Source organism: Cedecea sp. P7760 (assembly GCF_013386425.1).
Taxonomy (GTDB): domain Bacteria; phylum Pseudomonadota; class Gammaproteobacteria; order Enterobacterales; family Enterobacteriaceae; genus Cedecea; species Cedecea selenatireducens.
In genome coordinates this window covers 46,993-66,709 of the sequence record NZ_JACARU010000023.1, presented here as the reverse complement: position 1 = coordinate 66,709, position 19,717 = coordinate 46,993, and the positions used below count along the sequence as shown (strand labels likewise).

Below are 19,717 nucleotides of genomic sequence, written 5' to 3'. Positions count from 1 at the left end.
CTGTCAGGAGGGGGTCAGTAGACTCGTGGTTACTGACAACACAGGAGAAAAACAATGAGCGCAATCATCAACTGGTTTGAGATACCCGTTTATATTCATCCGCTTGGGCTGTCATTCTGGGGAGAGGTCTGGCTGCTGGTTGCCTGGGGCGTGTTTATCTGGAGCGCCACGATCGTTCTCTTCAGGCCTTTATTGCTCTTCAGAAGGCCAAAGGTTACCTGCCTGGAAAATAAAAAACCGGCCAGAAGGCCGGTTTTTTGGTCTGCTGTGACGGTTAGAAGTTGTAACCGACAACGAAGTAGCCGCCCCAGCCGGTTGCGCGAACGGTTTCAGTCATCCAGTTTAACTGGGTGCCGTCGTTCCACTGGCCGCCGTTATGGAAGTAACGGGCAACGATTGAGTAATGCAAGTGATCGTAGTTCAGCGACAGGATGTGGCTGGAAGCGATGGAGTTGCTGGTACGCTGCTTCAGACCGTTAGTGCCGTAGTCGCTGTCTTTGCCCAGATCTGAACCCCAGTCGAAGTTGGTGAAACCGATATAGCTCAGGTTACCGCCCCACAGGGAAGTAATCGGCACGAAGTATTTCACCTTGAAGCGGTAGCCATCCCACTCGTTTTCGTTGGTCGCTTTATAGTTCTGCCACTGATACTTGGCATACACGTTCAGGGACAAACTCATTGGCAGGCCGGTATCGATGTCGGTACCCAGACCCATGTACCAGGTGCTTTGGCGACCCGTCGCGTTACGGCCCATGTCGTAAATGTAGTTGTTGGCGAAGTACCACTCTTTGAACGGACCAAAGCTCAGATCGGTGCCGGTCAGCTTATCAATGGAGAAGCGAGGTTCGATTTCCATAAACAGTGGGGAACCGTGGTTCCAGATGCCTTTCGCCTGGGTGTTACCGCCGAAGAAGACTGGCGCATCCATATAGCCGTAGAAATCGAACCAGTCTTTTTTGGCGAAAGCTTCGTATTCCAGGTAGGTATCGTTGCGCAGCTGCGGCCCGAAACGGGTGTGGTAGCTGCCCACAACGTTAACGCTCTGGTGCCACCAGTCGGAGAGGTATTCGCTGTTTTTTGCTTCTTCTGCGCTGGCAGAGAAAGAGCTGGAAAGCGCCAGAACGGTGCCGGCTGCCAGAATAATTTTTTTCATATTTTTAGCCACTGTTTACGTAATTTTAGTGCGATGCGAATGTGAGATGTCATCCATGGCCGCCGGTCTCAGGGGAAGGACCTTTGCAGCGCGTCTATTATAGAAATCCCTGCTCACAAAAAGATGTTCTATTTCACATTCTTCTCATATGCGTAATCGATTGCGTTCACGTTTGCGCACATTAAAAACGGCGTGATTGTACCTGCTTCGTCAAATTACGCAAACGTATGCCGGGTTGTTACATCTAAGTGTGACGCGGATCACTATAAAGGCGGGGGGATAATAGGGGATTTGCTTCACATATTGTGCGAGGCGTGTGAAAGAGTGTGACGAACTCCCTCGCCAGGCAAGGGAGTGGAGGGCTACCGGGCTGGCGCTGGCTGTGCGGCAGAAACCGGCTGAATATCGTGAATGCGTACAAAACCTAACTGCTCAGGCGTAATTCCGGACAGGCGCAGCGGAATCGACACATCGCTGGGTGCAAGAATGCTGGCCGGGGCGTCTATTTGCTGAGTCTGCACGTTAACTTCCTGGAAGCTGTCCGTGGTGCCCTGGATCTGGCCCCATTCTACTTTTCCGCTAAAGGCCGGTAACGGATCGTTAGATTCACCCTGGATCAGCAGCGTGGCGCGGGTGCCGTTAGCTTCTGCCGAGATATTGGTCAGCGACATTTTCAGGTTACCAATCTGGCTGTTCAGGCGAGCCGCCGTGTTTGAACCTGGCAGCAGATAAACGCCGCTGGTGGACTTCGCGTTCAGGGCGTTTTGCTGGGTAAGCTTCACCGTTTGCTGGCTGAGTTTCGTCATCTCCTGATTTAGCGAGCCAATCTGGCTGCGCATCTGACGCACTTCGGTTTGCTGGGCGCAGGCGGTGAGGCTCATCAGGCTTGAAACCAGGATAATTCTTAAGTAAGTCTTTGTCATGGTTGGTTTTTCCTTGTTTTCGTTCGCTGATTTAAGCGTAGTTCCCCGCGCTTGAAAAGTCATATTTAACGCCGTCGGGGCCGGTGCTGTCTTTGTACTCCCGCGACTTCGCGGTAAACTGTTGTTCATCTTTATAATCCCAGCAGGAAACGCTATGCATTGCCCATTCTGTTTCGCCGTGGACACCAAAGTTATTGACTCTCGCCTGGTGGGTGAAGGTTCCTCCGTACGCCGTCGGCGCCAGTGCCTGGTTTGTCACGAACGCTTCACGACTTTTGAGGTTGCGGAGCTGGTGATGCCAAGAGTTGTGAAGAGCAATGAGGTGCGCGAGCCGTTTAACGAAGATAAGCTGCGCAGCGGCATCCTGAAAGCGCTGGAAAAGCGCCCGGTTAACTCTGACGATGTGGAAATGGCGATCAGCCATATTAAGTCGCACCTTCGAGCAACCGGAGAACGTGAAGTCCCGAGTAAACTCATCGGCAACCTGGTGATGGAGCAGCTCAAAAAGCTGGATAAAGTCGCCTATATTCGCTTCGCTTCGGTCTACCGTAGCTTTGAAGATATCAAAGAGTTTGGTGAAGAAATCGCCCGTTTACAGGATTAATGCCGATGTCCCTTGATGAACAGTTTATGGCTCGTGCGCTGGAGCTGGCGAAGCGCGGACGTTTTACCACGGCACCGAACCCGAATGTCGGCTGCGTGATTGTCAAAGACGGCGAAATTGTCGGGGAAGGTTTTCATTTGCGCGCCGGTGAACCTCACGCGGAAGTACACGCTTTGCGTATGGCTGGCGAGCAGGCGCGAGGCGCGACGGCCTATGTAACGCTCGAACCTTGTAGCCACCATGGCCGCACGCCACCGTGCTGCGACGCCTTAATTGCCGCAGGCGTATCTCGCGTTGTTGCCGCCATGCAGGACCCGAATCCGCAGGTTGCCGGGCGTGGCCTCTATCGCCTGCAGCAGGCTGGCATCGAAGTCAGCCATGGCTTAATGATGAACGAGGCCGAAGCCCTGAACCGTGGTTTCCTCAAGCGTATGCGCACCGGTTTCCCGTTTATCCAGCTTAAACTCGGCGTTTCGCTGGACGGACGTACCGCAATGGCGAGCGGGGAGAGTCAGTGGATTACTTCTCCTCAGGCGCGTCGCGACGTTCAGCGTCAGCGCGCACAAAGTGCCGCTATCCTCTCAAGCAGCGCCACCGTGCTGGCGGATAACCCGTCATTAACGGTACGTTGGGATGAACTGGATAGCGCCAGCCAGGCGATTTATGCTCAACAGGATTTGCGCCAGCCTGTTCGCATCGTGGTTGATCGCCAAAACCGCGTGACGCCGCAGCATCAAATTATCGCTAACCCTGGGCAAACGTGGCTTGCCCGCTGCCATGCCGATGAACAACATTGGCCGGAAAACGTCGAACAGCTGTTGGTTCCGGAACATAACGGCCATCTTGATTTGGTGGTGCTAATGATGCAGCTTGGCAAACGCCAGGTGAATTCTGTCTGGGTTGAGGCGGGGGCAACGCTTGCCGGTGCGCTGCTGCAGGCAGGCCTGGTGGATGAGCTTATTGTCTACGTCGCGCCAAAACTATTAGGCAATGATGCCCGCGGATTGTGCGAGCTTCCTGGCCTTGAAAAACTTGCTGATGTACCGGAGTTTAGCTTTAGCGAAGTCCGGCAGGTTGGCCCTGATTTGTGTCTGCACCTGACGCCCGTTTACGGACGCCAGTAAAACGTAAGCAGCCACGAAAAGATTATGATAAAATCCGCCCCCCTGCGGGGCTAAACAGAACCCGTAAAGGAAGATTATGAACATTATTGAAGCTGCCGTTGCTACTCCTGACGCTCGCGTCGCCATCACCATCGCGCGTTTTAACAACTTCATCAATGACAGCCTGCTGGAAGGTGCTATCGACGCCCTGAAACGCATCGGCCAGGTGAAAGACGAAAACATCACCGTAGTTTGGGTGCCGGGCGCTTACGAGCTGCCACTGGCCGCTGATGCGCTGGCGAAAACCGGTAAATACGATGCGGTTATCGCGCTGGGTACCGTGATTCGCGGAGGCACTGCGCACTTCGAATACGTTGCCGGCGGTGCCAGCAACGGTCTGTTAAGCGTAGGCCAGGACAACGGCATTCCCGTTGCCTTCGGCGTGCTGACCACTGAAAGCATTGAACAAGCCATCGAACGCGCTGGCACCAAAGCCGGTAACAAAGGTGCAGAAGCTGCACTGACCGCGCTTGAAATGATTAATGTATTGAAAGCCATTAAGGCCTGATTTTTTGTAAGGGGAAATCTGTGAAACCTGCTGCTCGTCGCCGCGCCCGTGAGTGTGCCGTCCAGGCGCTTTACTCCTGGCAGTTGTCTAAAAACGATATCGCTGATGTCGAATACCAGTTCCTGGCGGAACAGGACGTCAAAGACGTTGACGTTGTCTATTTCCGCGAGCTGCTGAGCGGTGTGGCTACCAACAGCGAGTATCTGGATGGGCTGATGAAGCCTTACCTGTCTCGTCTGCTTGAAGAGCTGGGTCAGGTGGAAAAAGCGGTACTGCGCATTGCGCTGTTTGAACTGTCCAAACGTGACGATGTGCCGTACAAAGTGGCCATCAACGAAGCGATTGAACTGGCGAAAACCTTCGGCGCCGAAGACAGCCACAAGTTCGTTAACGGCGTTCTCGACAAAGCCGCTCCCGCTATTCGTCCCCACAAGAAGTAATCTCCTGGCCGGGTTTTCCCGGCCACATTTTTTCTGCAACTGACATTCTTGAGGTATCACGCATGGCATGCGGTGAGTTTTCCCTGATTGCCCGTTACTTCGATCGCGTAACAAGTTCCCGTCGTGATGTGGAAGCCGGTATCGGCGACGATTGTGCGTTGCTGTCGGTACCCGAAAAACAGCTGCTGGCTATCAGCACCGATACGCTGGTCAGCGGCAATCACTTCCTGCCGGATATCGATCCGCGCGATTTGGGCTACAAAGCACTGGCGGTGAATCTAAGCGATCTGGCCGCCATGGGCGCAGATCCGGCCTGGCTTACGCTTGCAATAACGCTCCCTGAAGTGGATGACGCGTGGCTTGCAGCGTTCAGCGATAGCCTGTTTGAGCAGCTGGATTATTACGATATGCAGCTGATTGGCGGCGATACAACCCGTGGCCCACTTTCCCTGACGTTGGGCATCCACGGCATGATCCCTGCTGGTCGGGCGCTTAAGCGCAGCGGTGCAAAAGCCGGAGACTGGATTTATGTCACCGGTACGCCGGGTGACAGCGCGGCTGGCCTGGCGATTCTGCAGGAACGACTGCAGGTAGCGAACGCGCAGCATGCGGATTACCTGCTCAAGCGGCATCTGCGGCCAATGCCGCGCGTTTTACACGGCCAGGCGCTGCGCGATCTGGCCAACAGCGCTATCGATCTTTCAGATGGCCTGATTTCCGACCTCGGCCATATCCTGAAGGCCAGCAGCTGCGGGGCACGTATCGATCTTGATTTGCTGCCTTACTCCGAAGCGTTGCGTGAGCACGTAGAGCCGGAACAGGCGCTGAAATGGGCGATGTCAGGCGGTGAGGACTATGAGCTGTGCTTCACCGTGCCGGAGCTAAATCGCGGGGCGCTGGAAGTGGCTATCGGTAACCTGGGCGTGCCTTATACCTGTATTGGGCAGATTATTTCTGCGTCTGAAGGGCTGCAGTTTATCCGAGAAGGTAAGCCTGTGGCGCTTGAGATGCAGGGTTACGACCACTTTTCTTAGTGGCTGACGGTGACCCTCACCCTAACCCTCTCCCTAAAAGGGAGAGGGGATTTAAAAGCGCCCTAAAGGGGAGAGGGAGCAAAATCCCCAGCTGATAACGTTGATCGGCAAGGGGAGGGCATTATTTATATCCCGCCACGGGATGGCGCTGATAAAGCGTCTCCAGCTCGGCAATCTCCTGCGGCTTCAGCGTTAAATCTACGGCACCCAGTAAATCATCCAGCTGTTCCTGCCTTGATGGGCCGATAACGGGCGCGGCGATACCCGGTTTACTGAGCAGCCATGCCAGCGCTACCTGCGCGCGTGAAGCGCCTTTATCGGCCGCGACGTTTGCCAGCCGTTCAGCGATAAGCGCGTCGTTTTCATTATTCGTCTGGTACAGCGACTTCCCAACTTCATCTGAAACAGATCTTGCCGTGGTATCGCCCCACGGGCGGGTCAGCTTGCCTCGTGCGAGCGGGCTCCAGGGGATCACCGCTATTTTTTCTTTGTAGCACAGCGGCAGCATATCCAACTCTTCTTCGCGGTAAATCAGGTTGTAATGATCCTGCATGGTGACAAACCGCGCCCAACCTGCCTGAGACTGCAAAGCCAGGGCCTGTGCGAACTGATCGCTGCGCATTGAAGAGGCGCCGATGTAGCGTGCTTTACCGGCCTTAACCACGTCGTTAAGCGCCTCAAGCGTCTCTTCAATGGGCGTGTCGTAGTCCCAGCGGTGGATTTGCAGCAGATCGACATAGTCGGTGCCGAGGCGTTTCAGGCTATCGTCAATCGAACGCAGGATCTGTGGGCGAGAGAGGCCCTGAGGGAGATCGCCGACTTTGTTGTAAACCTTAGTCGCCACGACGACATCCTCGCGGCGGGCAAAATCACGCAGCGCACGGCCCAGGATCTCTTCGCTGCTGCCGTCGGAGTAATTATTCGAGGTATCGAAGAAGGTGATCCCTTTATCCAGCGCGTGGCGGATGATTTCCCGGCTGCTTTCTTCGGGAAGCGTCCAGGCGTGGCTGCCGCGATCGGGTTCACCAAAGGTCATGCAGCCGAGGCAAAGACGGGAAACCTTAAGGTCGGTGGTGCCTAACGGGGTGTATTGCACGATGTCGCTCCTGCTTATGTTGTAGGGTTATCCTAAAAGCATAGCAGGCCGTACACGTCATACTTCAAACCACAGCGGTGTTGGCGGCGCTCTCATACCCGAATCACTTACCTGAGTAAGCTCATCGGGATATGTTCACTTGCCGTCGTGCTGTGGATTGAATTATTTAGTGTACGGATGAAGTTAACTTACCCAGCCCCGAATCTTAGCTTCGATACCGGCGGCATCAAGGCCAATCGCGGCGCGCGCTTCTTCCTGGGTACCCTGAGGAATGAAGAAATCAGGCAGGCCGAGGTTGAGTACGGGCACAGGTTTGCGGTGCGCCATCAGTACTTCGTTCACGCCGCTCCCAGCTCCGCCCATAATGGCGTTTTCTTCAATGGTCACCAGTGAATCGTGGCCTGCTGCAAGCTCCAGAATCAGTGCTTCATCCAGCGGTTTAACAAAACGCATATCGACCAGCGTGGCGTTGAGTGCTTCGGCGGCGGCGGCGGCTTCTGGTAGCAAAGTCCCAAAGTTCAGCAGCGCAATTTTTTCGCCTTCGCGCTTCACCACGCCTTTACCGACAGGCAGCTCGGTTAGCGGAGCAAGCTCTGCACCGGTACCGGTACCGCGTGGATAGCGTACGGCGCTTGGGCCTTCGCTGTAGTGGTAGCCGGTATGCAGCATCAGGCGACATTCGTTTTCGTCGCTCGGGGTCATGATAACCATGTCCGGAATGCAGCGCAGGAAGGAGATATCAAAGGCGCCCTGATGCGTCTGGCCGTCGGCACCGACAATCCCGGCGCGATCGATGGCGAACATCACCGGCAGCTTTTGAATGGCCACGTCGTGAATCACCTGGTCGTAAGCACGCTGCAGGAAGGTGGAGTAGATGGCAACGACCGGCTTATAGCCGCCAATCGCCAGGCCTGCTGCGAAGGTCACCGCGTGCTGTTCGGCAATCGCCACGTCAAAATATTGGGCAGGATACTGGCGCGAAAACTCCACCATGCCGGAGCCTTCACGCATGGCCGGGGTGATGGCCATCAGCCTGTCATCGTGGGCTGCGGTTTCGCACAGCCAGTTGCCGAAAATCTTCGAGTAGCTCGGCAGGCCGCCGGTGCTTTTCGGCAGCGTTCCGCTCTGCGGATCGAACTTTGGTACGGCGTGGAAGCTGATCGGATCTTTTTCCGCAGGCGCGTAGCCACGCCCTTTTTTGGTCATGATATGCAGGAACTGCGGGCCTTTCAGGCTGCGCATGTTTTTCAGCGTATTCACCAGGCCAATCACATCATGGCCGTCGATTGGGCCGATGTAGTTAAAGCCGAGTTCTTCAAACAGCGTACCCGGCACGACCATGCCCTTGATGTGTTCTTCGGTGCGCTTCAGCAGCTCTTTAATCGGCGGTACGCCAGAGAAGACTTTCTTGCCGCCTTCGCGCAGCGTCGAATAAAGTTTGCCGGAAAGCAGCTGCGCCAGATGGTTGTTCAGCGCGCCTACGTTCTCGGAAATCGACATCTCGTTATCGTTAAGCACGACAAGCATGTCCGGGCGGATATCGCCCGCGTGGTTCATCGCCTCGAAGGCCATGCCGGCGGTGATTGCACCGTCGCCGATCACGCAGACGGTTTTACGGTCTTTACCTTCTTTTTCCGCGGCAACGGCGATCCCGATGCCTGCACTAATAGAGGTGGAGGAGTGACCCACGCTCAGCACGTCGTACTCGCTTTCCGCCCGCCACGGGAACGGATGCAGGCCACCTTTCTGGCGAATGGTGCCAATTTTATCGCGGCGGCCGGTCAGAATTTTGTGCGGATAGGCCTGGTGGCCTACGTCCCAGATGAGTTGATCGAACGGCGTGTTATAGACGTAATGCAGCGCCACGGTCAGTTCGACCGTACCAAGTCCGGAGGCAAAGTGCCCGCTGGAACGGCTTACGCTGTCTAGCAGATAGCGGCGCAGCTCATCGCAAAGCTTAGGTAAGCTTTCTTTAGGCAGCACTCGCAGATCCGGGCTGGCATCCACCAGAGCAAGGGTCGGGTATTTGGCGATATCAAAACTCATCAGAAATCTAAACTCATCGTTGTTATGCGTTATTTATCACGGTGGATAATGTAGTTTGCCAGCGCTTCCAGTGCCGCCGTGTCCAGCGACAGCTCAGCAAGCTCGGCCAGAGCCTGCAGTGCTTCCTGATAGAGATCCTGCGCTTTTGCCTGAGCCTGTTCAAGCCCCAGCAGCGCCGGGTAGGTACTTTTGCCCAGCTGTTGATCGGCCCCCTGGCGTTTGCCAATGACAGCGGTATCACCAATCACGTCGAGAATATCATCCTGCACCTGGAAGGCGAGGCCGATACTTGCGGCATAGCGATCCAGAATCGGCAGGGCTTTGCGCCCTCGCTCTCCGGCACTTAATGCGCCCAGGCGAACCGCCGCGCGAATCAGAGCACCGGTTTTATGCAGATGGATACGCTCCAGCGCCGCCAGATCAATTTGCTTGCCTTCGGCGGCCAAATCCAGCGCCTGACCGCCGCACATGCCCGCCACGCCGCTGGCGGTTGCCAGTTCTGAAACCATAGCTAAGCGATCGGCAATCTCAACGCCCGGCATTGGCGCATCACTCAGTATAGAAAACGCCAGCGTTTGCAGGGCGTCGCCGGCCAGAATTGCGTTCTCTTCGCCAAATTTAATGTGGCAGGTTGGCTGACCGCGACGTAAATCATCGTTGTCCATCGCCGGTAAATCATCGTGGATCAGGGAGTACGCGTGAATACATTCCACGGCGGCGGCCGGTGCATCCAGCGCTTCGTCCGCTACGCCAAACATTTCACCGGTGGCGTACACCAGGAAAGGGCGCAGGCGCTTACCGCCTAATAGTGAGCCATAGTGCATCGCTTCAACCAGTGGACTGTTCTGAAACGGCAGCGGCGCCAGAAAGCGTGAAATGGCGTCATTGACCCGAACAACATGGGCCTGAAGCTGTTGATTGAAATCCATGTTACTCGGCGTCCGGGGTAAAAGGAGTCAGAGAGGCGTCTTCGCTGTCGCTCAGTAGGATCTGTACGCGCTGCTCCGCCTGCTGGAGTTTCACTTGCCCCTGGCGAGCCAGCTGCACGCCGCGTTCAAATTCGTTTAACGCCTCTTCCAGGGCGAGGTCGCCGCTTTCCAGACGAGTAACTATTTGCTCCAGTTCGACCAGCGCGGTTTCGAAGCTGGCCGGGGATTCAGTTTTTTTCGGCATAGTGAATGTCTGACTCTGTTTTAATTCGACGCCGACATGGTAGCGGAGTCAATGTGATTATCAAGCAGGCTCGTGCAAGTCGGTTAAGGTGCGCAGTCTTTGCGGGATGGTGATATACTTGCGCGCCTCGGATGCAGGTGGCATTACGCCGCTGCAAGTACTTCTTTTTATGCCCGCGTGCTGCGCAGTCAGCCCGGCTGACTAAACGAACCCTTACCGCCATGAAGTTTATCATTAAATTGTTCCCGGAAATCACCATCAAGAGCCAATCTGTGCGCATTCGCTTTATTAAGATGCTCACCGGGAATATTCGTAACGTTTTAAAACACTACGACGAGAGCCTGGCGGTCGTTCGCCACTGGGACAACATCGAAGTTCGCGCCAAAGATGAAAACCAGCGTATCGCGATTCGTGAAGCGCTGACCCGCATTCCGGGTATTCATCACATCCTTGAAGTAGAGGATGTACCGTACACCGACATGCATAACATCTTTGAGCAGGCGCTGGAACTTTATCGCGATAAGCTGGAAGGTAAGAGCTTCTGCGTGCGCGTAAAACGTCGCGGTAAACACGAATTTAGCTCTATTGAGGTTGAGCGCTACGTTGGCGGCGGCCTGAATCAGCACATTGAATCCGCGCGCGTTAAGCTCAACGATCCGGATGTGACGGTTAACCTGGAGATCGAAAACGATCGCCTGCTGCTGGTTAAAGGCCGCTACGAAGGCATCGGCGGTTTCCCTATTGGTACCCAGGAAGACGTGCTGTCGCTGATTTCCGGTGGTTTCGACTCCGGCGTTTCCAGCTATATGCTGATGCGTCGCGGCTGTCGCGTGCATTACTGCTTCTTTAACCTTGGCGGTGCCGCGCACGAAATCGGCGTTAAGCAGGTGGCTCACTACCTGTGGAACCGTTTCGGCAGCTCTCACCGCGTGCGCTTCGTGGCGATCAACTTTGAGCCGGTGGTCGGCGAGATCCTCGAGAAAGTTGAAGATGGCCAGATGGGCGTAGTGCTGAAGCGTATGTTTGTGCGTGCGGCCTCTCAGGTTGCCGAGCGCTATGGCGTTCAGGCCCTGGTGACCGGTGAAGCTTTAGGCCAGGTATCCAGCCAGACGCTGACCAACCTGCGCCTGATCGATAACGTTTCCGATACGCTGATCCTGCGTCCGCTTATCTCTCACGACAAAGAGCACATCATCGATCTGGCGCGCGAAATCGGTACCGCTGATTTTGCCCGCACCATGCCAGAATACTGTGGCGTTATCTCGAAAAGCCCAACTGTAAAAGCGGTGAAGGCGAAGATTGAAGAAGAAGAGCAGAAGTTCGACTTCTCTATTCTGGAGCGCGTGGTTGCGGAAGCGACCAATATCGATATCCGCGATATTGCGACCCAGACTCAGCAGGAAGTGGTTGAAGTCGAAACGGTTAAAGCGTTTGGGCCAAACGAGGTGCTGCTGGATATTCGTTCCAACGACGAAGTGGACGAGAAACCTTTTGTACAGGAAGGCGTTGAGGTTGTGGCGCTGCCGTTCTACAAGCTGAGCACCAAGTTTGGCGATCTGGACCAGAGCAAAACCTACCTGCTGTGGTGTGAGCGCGGCGTGATGAGCCGCCTGCAGGCGCTGTACCTGAGCGAGCAGGGCTTCAAGAATATTAAGGTGTACCGCCCGTAAAGGACTGACCCTCACCCCAGCCCTCTCCCTAAAAGGGAGAGGGAGAATTCAGGTTGTTATACCTGCCTAAAAGGGAGAGGGAGAATTCGGGTTAGTCTCCCCGCCCCTTCGGGGAGAGGAGGAACACCGTTCTGGTTCCCTCTCCCCTTTGGGGAGAGTAAGAACACCGTTCTGGTTCCCTCGCCCCTTTGGGGAGAGGAGGAACACCGTTCTGGTTCCCTCTCCCCTTTGGGGAGAGTAAGAACACCGTTCTGGTTCCCTCTCCCCTTTGGGGAGAGGGGTAGGGTGAGGGGCTCTTACTGATAATCCCTGAAGCTATAAATCCCCGCAGCCAGCACCAGCTGCTGCGACACTTCATGAGCCTTCTCGCGGCTCACCAGCAGGTCGATAATCTTCAACGCAAAATCAATCGCGGTTCCCGGCCCCTGGCTGGTGAGCAGGTTGACGCGTGGGTCCCAGACAACGCGTTTATCCTGCCATTGCCCTTCCGGGATGGTGTCTTTCAGGTCAGGAAAACCGGTCATGTTGCCTATCGGGAACAGCTCGTGCGGGACCAGCACCGTCCCCGCTGCCGCGCAAATCGCCGCCACAATACGGCCAGACAGATGAAACTGGCGTACGGTTTCGACCAGTAATGGGCTGTCGCGGAAGCATTCAGCGCCTTTAAGGCCGCCGGGCAGCACGATGATGTCGAAGTCACCGTCGGCAACCTCAACCAGCTGCGCATCCGCCAGCAGCTTCACGCCGCGTGAGCAAACAATTTTCAGGTCGCCGTCGGGGGCTACGCTTGCCGTCGTCACCTTGATTCCGGCCCGGACCAGCAGATCGATAGTCGTAACCGCTTCGGTCTCTTCAGTGCCAGGTGCCAGGCAGACCAGCGCTTGTGCGCTCATATTCATTCTCCTTACGTTTAACCTGCTCATAGAGGCGGGCGTTCACCGGCACAGGGATGCCGTGTGCTCTCGCTCTGCGCAGCAGGTAGCCGGTGATATAGTCAATTTCCGTGTGGCGCTCCAGGAGGATATCCTGCAGCATCGATGATGTGTTTTCTGAAGTACTATCAATGACCTGCCAGACGTAATCAAGAAGGCTTTGCTGCGAGGTATGGTGCCCCTCACGCTCCATCACCTGCGCCACTTCTTCACAGATGCTGGCAATTTCTTCTGCGTGGTTTTTCAGTTCGCCATTAGAACAGTCGTACAGCGCGGTCAGTGGGTTGATCGCGCAGTTTACCGCAAGTTTGTTCCAGCTTGCCGGCTGGATATTATTGTGCCATGCGACGTCCGGTAGCGCGGCATGCAGCATATCTGCAAGGTAGCTATAGTCGCTGGCTTTCGCGTTGCCGGGGCCGACGTGGGTGGTGCCTGTGGCCACATGAACAATCACATTGCCGTCTCTTTTAGCCGCCTGAGTCGTTAACCCAAGCAATAAGGGCTGAGGCAAACCGCCTAGCTCATCCAGCGTGCCCATGCCGTTATGCAGCAGCAGGATAGGGCAGCTTGAAGGTAGCTGAGCGGCCAGCGTGCGCACGGCATCGGAAACCTGCCAGGCTTTGAGCGTCACTAATAAGAGATCGCTGGTGGCGAGAAATTCGGGATCGTTAGCCGTGAAGGACTCGTTAAAAACGCTACCGTTAGTATTATCAAGCAGATTGACGTGGCAGTACGGCTGCGGTACGCGCAGCCAGCCCTGAAGCTCATGGCCTTGTTTATGTAGTGCTGCCAGCCAAAGCTGACCCAGCGCACCGCAACCCAGCACGGTGATTTTCATCATTGCCTCCCCATTCGCCGACTTCGCGAATGCTAAACTTACTTTCTATTATAGCGTTATCGACTTTCCAGCTCTTTAACAGGTTGTTTTGCGCCGTCCAGCGGGTATTATGCAACGCAAACCAGAGAGGGAGAAAACACATGCCATCTTTTGATATCGTTTCTGAAATCGACCTGCAGGAAGTGAACAACGCGGTAGAAAACGCCGAGCGCGAGCTGGCCACCCGTTTTGACTTCCGCAACGTGCCGGCAAGCTTTGAGCTGAATGAAAAAAATCAGACCATTAAAGTCGCCAGCGAATCTGACTTCCAGGTAAACCAGCTGCTGGATATCCTGCGCGCCAAGCTGCTTAAGCGCGGCATCGAAGGCAGTTCTATTGATGTGCCTGAAGAGTTTGTTCACAGCGGCAAAACCTGGAGCGTGGAAGCTAAGCTGAAACAGGGTATTGAAGCAAGCGTTGCTAAGAAAATCATTAAGCTGATTAAAGATAGCAAGCTAAAGGTTCAGACCCAGATCCAGGGCGAAGAGATCCGCGTCACGGGTAAGGCTCGCGATGATTTACAGGCAGTAATGGCGCTGATTCGTGGCGGCAATCTGGGGCAGCCGTTCCAGTTTAAGAACTTCCGCGACTGATGGTTTGAGGGGCGTTTACGCCCCTTTCACCACCTGCTCAATCTCATATCTGTTCGTCAGCTTGCTGTCGATTTTCACATACGCGCTGCGTTCTTCTGGAATGATATTCGCTTCGCTCACGCCCGGCTGAGCCAGCAGCCTTTCCCGCAAATTCTCGTCGTTCACGCTGCTTTCCGGTAGCTCAATACGCAGGCTACTGACGTACGGTGGTTCCTGCATCGTCCAACTGACGAATAGCCAGACCATTGCCAGCACCGCGCCCGCCAGGAAGACGGTTTGTGAATCAAACAGCCCGTTCAGCCAGCCGCCGAGCGACCCGCCGATAGCCACGCCGATAAACTGGCTGGTGGAGTAGATCCCCATCGCGGTGCCTTTATAGCCCGCCGGAGATTCTTTGCTGATAAGCGAGGGCAGAATAGCTTCCATCAGGTTGAACGCGAGGAAGAACAGCTGCACGCCAATCACCAAATCCCAGAAATGCGGGCCTGCGCCCCAAAGCACGATCTCGGCAATCAGCAGCACCGCCACGCAGCCCACAAACACGTGCTTCATGCGGCGTTTAACTTCGGCATAAATGATGAACGGCACCACCGAAACAAACGAAATCAGCATGGTGCAAAGGTACACTTTCCAGTGCTGAGCTGCTGGAAAACCGGCCTGCTCGAGCTGGCCCGGCAGGGCGACAAAGGTGGACATCAGCATGATATGCAGGCACATGATGCCGAAATTCAGCTTTAACAGCTTCGGCTCCATCATCACTTTGCGGAAGCAGCCCTTAACCATCCCCGACTCGCGGTTTAGCACGTGCGTTTCGGTATTCGGCACCACCCAGAGAGTGATCAGAATGCCGCAGCTGGCCAGGACGGCAATCATCCAGAACAGCGCCTGCAGGCCAAGCGCCTGGGTAATGATCGGGCCGAGCACCATGGCGATAGCGAAGGTTACGCCGAAGCTGACGCCGATAAAGGCCATGGCTTTGGTGCGGTTCTGTTCGCGGGTTAAATCGGACAGCAGGGCCATCACCGCGGCGGCGATAGCGCCGGAGCCCTGGAGCGCACGGCCTAAAATCACGCCCCAGATGGAGTCGCTAAGGGCGGCAATAATGCTGCCGAGCACAAAGATTGCCAGCCCGCCGACGATCAGCGGCTTGCGGCCAATGCGGTCTGAGAGCAGGCCAAACGGGATCTGGAAGACGGCCTGCGCCAGGCCATAGATACCAATGGCAAGGCCGATAAGCGCTTCGCTTGCGCCCTGCAGCGCCATCCCCCAGGTGGTAAGAACCGGCAATACCATAAACATGCCCAGCATGCGCAGGGAAAAGACGGTGCCTAAACCCCACGTCGCTCGCAGCTCGACGGGCGTCATTTTGTAATCGTTCATTACCACCTCAGATAAAAAGTCGGCCTTAGTGTAGTGCGAGGGCAGGGGAGGGTAAATCGTTAGTTATTTAACAGATATTACAGCGCGGATGCTTTGATGATATTGATAAAAAAGGGCACCGAGGTGCCCTTTCAGAGCGTTGAGAGAGTTCTCTATGCCTAAAAGCATTTTTCGCCAACGACTATACAATAAAGGATTCAGTTTTCTGGCGTTAACCAAACAAGTCAAAACCACGTTTTTGGCTTGTTTGCCACCAAATTAAAAAGGGCACCGAGGTGCCCTTTTATGCTTTTCGTGACTTACCAGACGTAAGTCAGCAGATTATGTGAGTCTGGCACCATAAAGTCGACCGACATCATGACGCTGAGCGAGGTAATGGCCACGATAGAGAAGATGAACAGCTTGCGCGCCCAGACCTTATCGTCTTCCACCTTATAGCCTCGCAGCGCCATGCCCAGCCACCAGACGCTGACCGCCGCGGCGACGATCAGGTATTTGTATCCGGCATACCCGCCCAGGGAGAGCATCAGCGTTGCCACCGCAAAAGCGATGATGTACAGCGTGATGTGGTTCTTGGCGACGGAAATGCCTTTTACCACCGGCAGAACCGGGATGTTGGCGGCCTGGTAATCTTTAAAGCGGAAGATGGCAATCGCGTACGAGTGCGGCATCTGCCACAGGCTAAAGATAGCCAGCAGGATAGCGGCGCCGGTGTCGAACTCGTTGGTTACGGCGCAGTAGCCAATAACCGGAGGAGCCGCGCCGGACAGGCTGCCAATCAACGTGCCGTAGACAGAGTGGCGTTTCATGTACAGGCTATAAACCCCGACATACACCACAAAGCCCATCACGGCCAGCCACATCGCCAGCGGATTAGCGCCAAACCACAGCAGCATGAAGCCAGCAATACCCAACAAGGTGGCGTACACCAGCGAAATTTTCGGTGAAATCAGGCCTTTAACCAGCACCCGATTCTTCGTTCTCTCCATCTTCTGGTCAATGTCGCGGTCGATAAAGTTGTTGTAGACACAACCCGATGCGACCACCAGTGACACGCCAACCAGCGTATAGAGGAACAGCGGGTAATTAATGCTGCCCTTCGAGGCCAGTAAAAATCCCCCAATGACAGAAATTAAATTACCGAAAATAATTCCTGGTTTCGTTACTTGCAGGTATTGCTTAATCATACATGCCGCTCTTAGTGAACCATCATGTTCAGGTTGAGGTTCCACATAATCCAGATCGAGCCGATCACCAGAATGGCAATAATCAGCACCGTAAAGGCGAAGGCCACCAGGTTCCAGCGCTCACTCGAAGAGGTGTTCAGATGCAGGAAGCACACGAGGTGCACCAGAATCTGTACTACCGCTGTCACCAGCACCACGGCAAGCATGGTGCCGTGAGAGGCCGTCCCTTCCATCACAATCCAGAACGGGATAGCCGTCAGGATGATGGACAGGATGAAGCCTGTCATGTAGGTCTTCACGCTACCGTGGTGGGCGCCGCTATGTTCAGTTGAATGACTCATTACATTGCCCCCATCAGATAGACTACGGAGAATACACAGATCCAAACCACGTCAAGGAAGTGCCAGAACAGGCTCAGGCACATCAGACGCGCACGGTTGGTGTTGGTCAGGCCGCGACGGGAAACATGAATCATCATGAAAGCCATCCACACCAGACCGGAGGTGACGTGCAGACCGTGGGTGCCAACCAGCGCGAAGAACGCTGACAGGAAGCCGCTGCGATCCGGCCCGAAGCCTTCCTTGATCAGGTGATGGAATTCATAGATTTCCATCCCTACGAAGCCCGCACCGCACAGGAAGGTCAGCGCCAGCCAGGAGATAACCTGGCTTTTGTTGCCTTTGTTCATGGCGATGATCGCCATGCCGTAGGTGATGGAGCTGACCAGCAGCAGGGCAGTTTCGACCATCACGAACGGCAGTTCGAAGATGTCTTTCCCTGACGGGCCGCCTGCGGTGCCGTTCACCAGAACGGCATAGGTCGCGAACAAGCAACAGAACAGAATGCAGTCGCTCATCAGGTAGATCCAGAAACCAAAGACCTTATTGGTTCCTGCATCGTGGTGCCCGTGCTCCGCGGCGTGGGCGTTATTTACAGTCTCAGTTGCCATTTTTCAGCCCTGCTTTGGTGAGTTCTTCGAAATGCTGATTTTCCAGTTTTTCGACTTCAGCCACCGGAACATAGTAATCCACATCTTCGTCGAAGCTTTTCGCAATCCAGGTGATGATGATGCCGGCAAAGCCAACGATCGCCAGCCACCAGATGTGCCAGATCATGGCAAAGCCAAACACGGTGCTGAATGCAGCGATGATAATACCGGCAGCGCTGTTGCGCGGCATATGAATCTCTTCATAGTGCGCAGGCTGTTTGTACGCTTCGCCTTTCTCTTTCATCTCCCAGAATGCATCACGCTCGTGAACGTGCGGCAGATGGGCGAAGTTATAGAACGGAGGCGGAGAAGAGGTTGCCCACTCCAGCGTACGGCCACCCCATGGGTCACCGGTCAGATCGCGGTTCTGCTCGCGGTCACGGATAGAGACGTAGAACTGAATCAGCTGGCACAGAATGCCCAGAGCGATCAGCGCCGCACCACAGGCCGCAACAACCAGCAGGGTGTGGAACTGTGGATCGATCTGCTGGCTCAGACGACGGGTCATACCCATGAAGCCCAGCACGTACAGCGGCATAAACGCCACGAAGAAGCCGATAATCCAGAACCAGAAGGCGCGTTTGCCCCAGGTTTCGTTCAGCGTGAAGCCGAACGCTTTTGGCCACCAGTAGGTCAGACCTGCGAAGCAACCGAAGACCACGCCGCCGATGATAACGTTGTGGAAGTGTGCAATCAGGAACAGGCTGTTGTGCAGCACGAAGTCCGCACCCGGCACCGCCAGCAGAACACCGGTCATGCCACCGATAGAGAAGGTGACGATGAAGCCAATGGTCCACAGCATCGCAGAGTTAAAGACGATGCGGCCCTGATACATGGTGAACAGCCAGTTGAAGATCTTCACCCCGGTCGGGATGGCGATAATCATGGTGGCAATACCGAAGAAGGCGTTTACGTTCGCACCGCTGCCCATGGTGAAGAAGTGGTGCAGCCAAACGATGAACGACAGAACGGTAATCGCGATGGTCGCCCACACCAGAGAGGTGTAACCGAACAGACGCTTTTTAGAGAAGGTTGCAACCACCTCAGAGAACACGCCAAACACCGGCAGCACCAGGATGTAAACTTCCGGGTGGCCCCAGGCCCAGATGAGGTTGATGTACATCATCATGTTGCCACCCATATCGTTGGTAAAGAAATGGGTGCCAAGGTAGCGGTCGAGGGTCAGCAGCGCGACGGTCACGGTGAAGATTGGGAACGCGGCGATAATCAGTACGTTAGTACACAGCGAAGCCCAGGTGAACACCGGCATTTTGAACATAGTCATACCCGGGGTACGCATGTTCAGAATGGTCACGAAGAAGTTAATACCTGTCAGCGTAGTACCGATACCGGAGAGCTGGAGACTCCAGATCCAGTAGTCGACCCCGACGCCCGGACTGTACTCAATGCCCGATAGCGGTGGATAAGCCACCCAGCCGGTCTGTGCGAATTCGCCCACGCCCAGTGACAGGTTAACCAGCACCACGCCGACAACGGTGAACCAGAAGCTCAGGTTGTTCAGGAACGGGAAGGCAACGTCACGTGCGCCAATCTGCAACGGCACAACCAGGTTCATCAGGCCGATAACAAAAGGCATCGCCACGAAGAAGATCATGATAACGCCGTGGGCGGTAAAGATCTGATCGTAGTGATGAGGTGGCAGGAAGCCGGCTTCGCCCGCGGAGGCCAGCACCTGCTGGCTACGCATCATGACCGCATCGGCAAAGCCGCGCAGCAGCATGACGATAGCGACGATAACGTACATTACGCCAAGGCGTTTGTGGTCAACGGAAGTTAGCCACTCTTTCCATAAATATTCCCACTTACCGAAGTAAGTGATAGCCGCAAGCAGCGCCAGTCCCCCGACGATGATTGCCGCAACCGTAACCATGACAATTGGCTCATGGTACGGGATTGCATCCAGTGTAAGTTTTCCGAACATCGTATTAT

Annotated in this window: 21 protein-coding genes; 7 read left to right on the top strand and 14 right to left on the bottom strand. The window is 55.1% G+C overall.

Features of this window, described 5'->3' with window-relative positions:
• Nucleotides 1-274: 274 nt before the first annotated feature.
• The 3 genes from HX778_RS09520 to HX778_RS25105 all read right to left on the bottom strand — a co-directional run bounded on the left by HX778_RS09520 (nt 275) and on the right by HX778_RS25105 (nt 2,236).
• Nucleotides 275-1,153, bottom strand: a complete 879-nt coding sequence (locus HX778_RS09520; protein ID WP_038475117.1) for a nucleoside-specific channel-forming protein Tsx — start codon at nt 1,151-1,153, stop codon at nt 275-277.
• A 362-nt stretch (nt 1,154-1,515) separates the two neighbouring features.
• A complete protein-coding gene (locus HX778_RS09515) occupies nt 1,516-2,076 on the bottom strand; it encodes a DUF3251 domain-containing protein (RefSeq protein WP_038475115.1) in 561 nt (186 codons plus the stop codon).
• Between the two features lie 31 nt (nt 2,077-2,107).
• Nucleotides 2,108-2,236, bottom strand: coding sequence for a hypothetical protein (locus tag HX778_RS25105; protein ID WP_255483372.1), 129 nt, complete (start codon nt 2,234-2,236; stop codon nt 2,108-2,110).
• On the opposite strand from HX778_RS25105, the gene nrdR reads away from it, so the two are divergent.
• The 5 genes from nrdR (at nt 2,231) to thiL (ending at nt 5,825) form a co-directional block, all read left to right on the top strand.
• On the top strand, nt 2,231-2,680 hold the full coding sequence (nrdR, locus tag HX778_RS09510) for a transcriptional regulator NrdR (RefSeq protein ID WP_016535162.1): 450 nt from the start codon (nt 2,231-2,233) through the stop codon (nt 2,678-2,680). The genes HX778_RS25105 and nrdR overlap by 6 nt on opposite strands.
• A 5-nt stretch (nt 2,681-2,685) precedes the next feature.
• On the top strand, nt 2,686-3,804 hold the full coding sequence (gene ribD, locus HX778_RS09505; protein WP_176981846.1) for a bifunctional diaminohydroxyphosphoribosylaminopyrimidine deaminase/5-amino-6-(5-phosphoribosylamino)uracil reductase RibD: 1,119 nt from the start codon (nt 2,686-2,688) through the stop codon (nt 3,802-3,804).
• A gap of 76 nt (nt 3,805-3,880) precedes the next feature.
• The gene (gene ribE, locus HX778_RS09500) at nt 3,881-4,351 is read left to right on the top strand and encodes a 6,7-dimethyl-8-ribityllumazine synthase (RefSeq protein WP_038475111.1); all 471 of its coding nucleotides are present in this window, start codon (nt 3,881-3,883) and stop codon (nt 4,349-4,351) included.
• Nucleotides 4,352-4,371: 20 nt separating this feature from the next.
• Complete coding sequence (gene nusB / locus HX778_RS09495; RefSeq protein WP_038475109.1) at nt 4,372-4,791, top strand: transcription antitermination factor NusB; 420 nt, start codon at nt 4,372-4,374, stop codon at nt 4,789-4,791.
• Between the two features lie 62 nt (nt 4,792-4,853).
• Nucleotides 4,854-5,825 carry a thiamine-phosphate kinase gene (gene thiL, locus HX778_RS09490; RefSeq protein ID WP_176981845.1) on the top strand — a complete coding sequence of 324 codons (972 nt, stop codon included), beginning with the start codon at nt 4,854-4,856 and terminating at the stop codon, nt 5,823-5,825.
• A 121-nt stretch (nt 5,826-5,946) separates the two neighbouring features.
• On the opposite strand, the gene HX778_RS09485 is transcribed toward thiL, so the two are convergent.
• From HX778_RS09485 to xseB, 4 genes are all read right to left on the bottom strand, one after another.
• A complete protein-coding gene (locus HX778_RS09485) occupies nt 5,947-6,921 on the bottom strand; it encodes an aldo/keto reductase (RefSeq protein WP_176981844.1) in 975 nt (324 codons plus the stop codon).
• A gap of 183 nt (nt 6,922-7,104) precedes the next feature.
• A complete protein-coding gene (dxs, locus tag HX778_RS09480; RefSeq protein ID WP_176981843.1) occupies nt 7,105-8,967 on the bottom strand; it encodes a 1-deoxy-D-xylulose-5-phosphate synthase in 1,863 nt (620 codons plus the stop codon).
• A 29-nt stretch (nt 8,968-8,996) separates the two neighbouring features.
• Complete coding sequence (gene ispA / locus HX778_RS09475) at nt 8,997-9,896, bottom strand: (2E,6E)-farnesyl diphosphate synthase (protein ID WP_038475101.1); 900 nt, start codon at nt 9,894-9,896, stop codon at nt 8,997-8,999.
• A gap of 1 nt (nt 9,897) precedes the next feature.
• A complete protein-coding gene (gene xseB / locus HX778_RS09470; RefSeq protein WP_038475099.1) occupies nt 9,898-10,140 on the bottom strand; it encodes an exodeoxyribonuclease VII small subunit in 243 nt (80 codons plus the stop codon).
• Nucleotides 10,141-10,361: 221 nt separating this feature from the next.
• Between xseB and thiI the strand changes: the two genes are divergently transcribed.
• On the top strand, nt 10,362-11,810 hold the full coding sequence (thiI, locus tag HX778_RS09465) for a tRNA uracil 4-sulfurtransferase ThiI (protein ID WP_038482909.1): 1,449 nt from the start codon (nt 10,362-10,364) through the stop codon (nt 11,808-11,810).
• A 296-nt stretch (nt 11,811-12,106) separates the two neighbouring features.
• Here thiI and yajL read toward each other — a convergent pair whose 3' ends face one another.
• Nucleotides 12,107-12,703, bottom strand: coding sequence for a protein deglycase YajL (gene yajL, locus HX778_RS09460; RefSeq protein ID WP_176981842.1), 597 nt, complete (start codon nt 12,701-12,703; stop codon nt 12,107-12,109).
• On the bottom strand, nt 12,663-13,580 hold the full coding sequence (gene panE / locus HX778_RS09455; RefSeq protein WP_176981905.1) for a 2-dehydropantoate 2-reductase: 918 nt from the start codon (nt 13,578-13,580) through the stop codon (nt 12,663-12,665). Before panE ends, yajL begins: the two co-directional genes overlap by 41 nt.
• Nucleotides 13,581-13,720: 140 nt before the next feature.
• Between panE and HX778_RS09450 the strand changes: the two genes are divergently transcribed.
• Nucleotides 13,721-14,212 (top strand): YajQ family cyclic di-GMP-binding protein, encoded by a 492-nt coding sequence (locus tag HX778_RS09450; protein WP_008454581.1) that lies wholly within the window; start codon nt 13,721-13,723, stop codon nt 14,210-14,212.
• Between the two features lie 15 nt (nt 14,213-14,227).
• Here the strand turns inward: HX778_RS09450 and HX778_RS09445 are convergent, their stop codons facing one another.
• From HX778_RS09445 to cyoB, 5 genes are all read right to left on the bottom strand, one after another.
• Nucleotides 14,228-15,592 (bottom strand): MFS transporter, encoded by a 1,365-nt coding sequence (locus HX778_RS09445; RefSeq protein WP_038475095.1) that lies wholly within the window; start codon nt 15,590-15,592, stop codon nt 14,228-14,230.
• Nucleotides 15,593-15,891: 299 nt separating this feature from the next.
• Nucleotides 15,892-16,779 (bottom strand): heme o synthase, encoded by an 888-nt coding sequence (gene cyoE / locus HX778_RS09440; protein WP_038475093.1) that lies wholly within the window; start codon nt 16,777-16,779, stop codon nt 15,892-15,894.
• 11 nt (nt 16,780-16,790) lie between these two features.
• A complete protein-coding gene (locus tag HX778_RS09435) occupies nt 16,791-17,120 on the bottom strand; it encodes a cytochrome o ubiquinol oxidase subunit IV (RefSeq protein WP_038475091.1) in 330 nt (109 codons plus the stop codon).
• Nucleotides 17,120-17,728 carry a cytochrome o ubiquinol oxidase subunit III gene (locus HX778_RS09430; protein ID WP_038475089.1) on the bottom strand — a complete coding sequence of 203 codons (609 nt, stop codon included), beginning with the start codon at nt 17,726-17,728 and terminating at the stop codon, nt 17,120-17,122. Before HX778_RS09430 ends, HX778_RS09435 begins: the two co-directional genes overlap by 1 nt.
• Nucleotides 17,718-19,709, bottom strand: coding sequence for a cytochrome o ubiquinol oxidase subunit I (gene cyoB / locus HX778_RS09425; protein WP_154185351.1), 1,992 nt, complete (start codon nt 19,707-19,709; stop codon nt 17,718-17,720). The genes HX778_RS09430 and cyoB overlap by 11 nt, the downstream gene beginning before the upstream one ends.
• Nucleotides 19,710-19,717 lie beyond the last annotated feature (8 nt).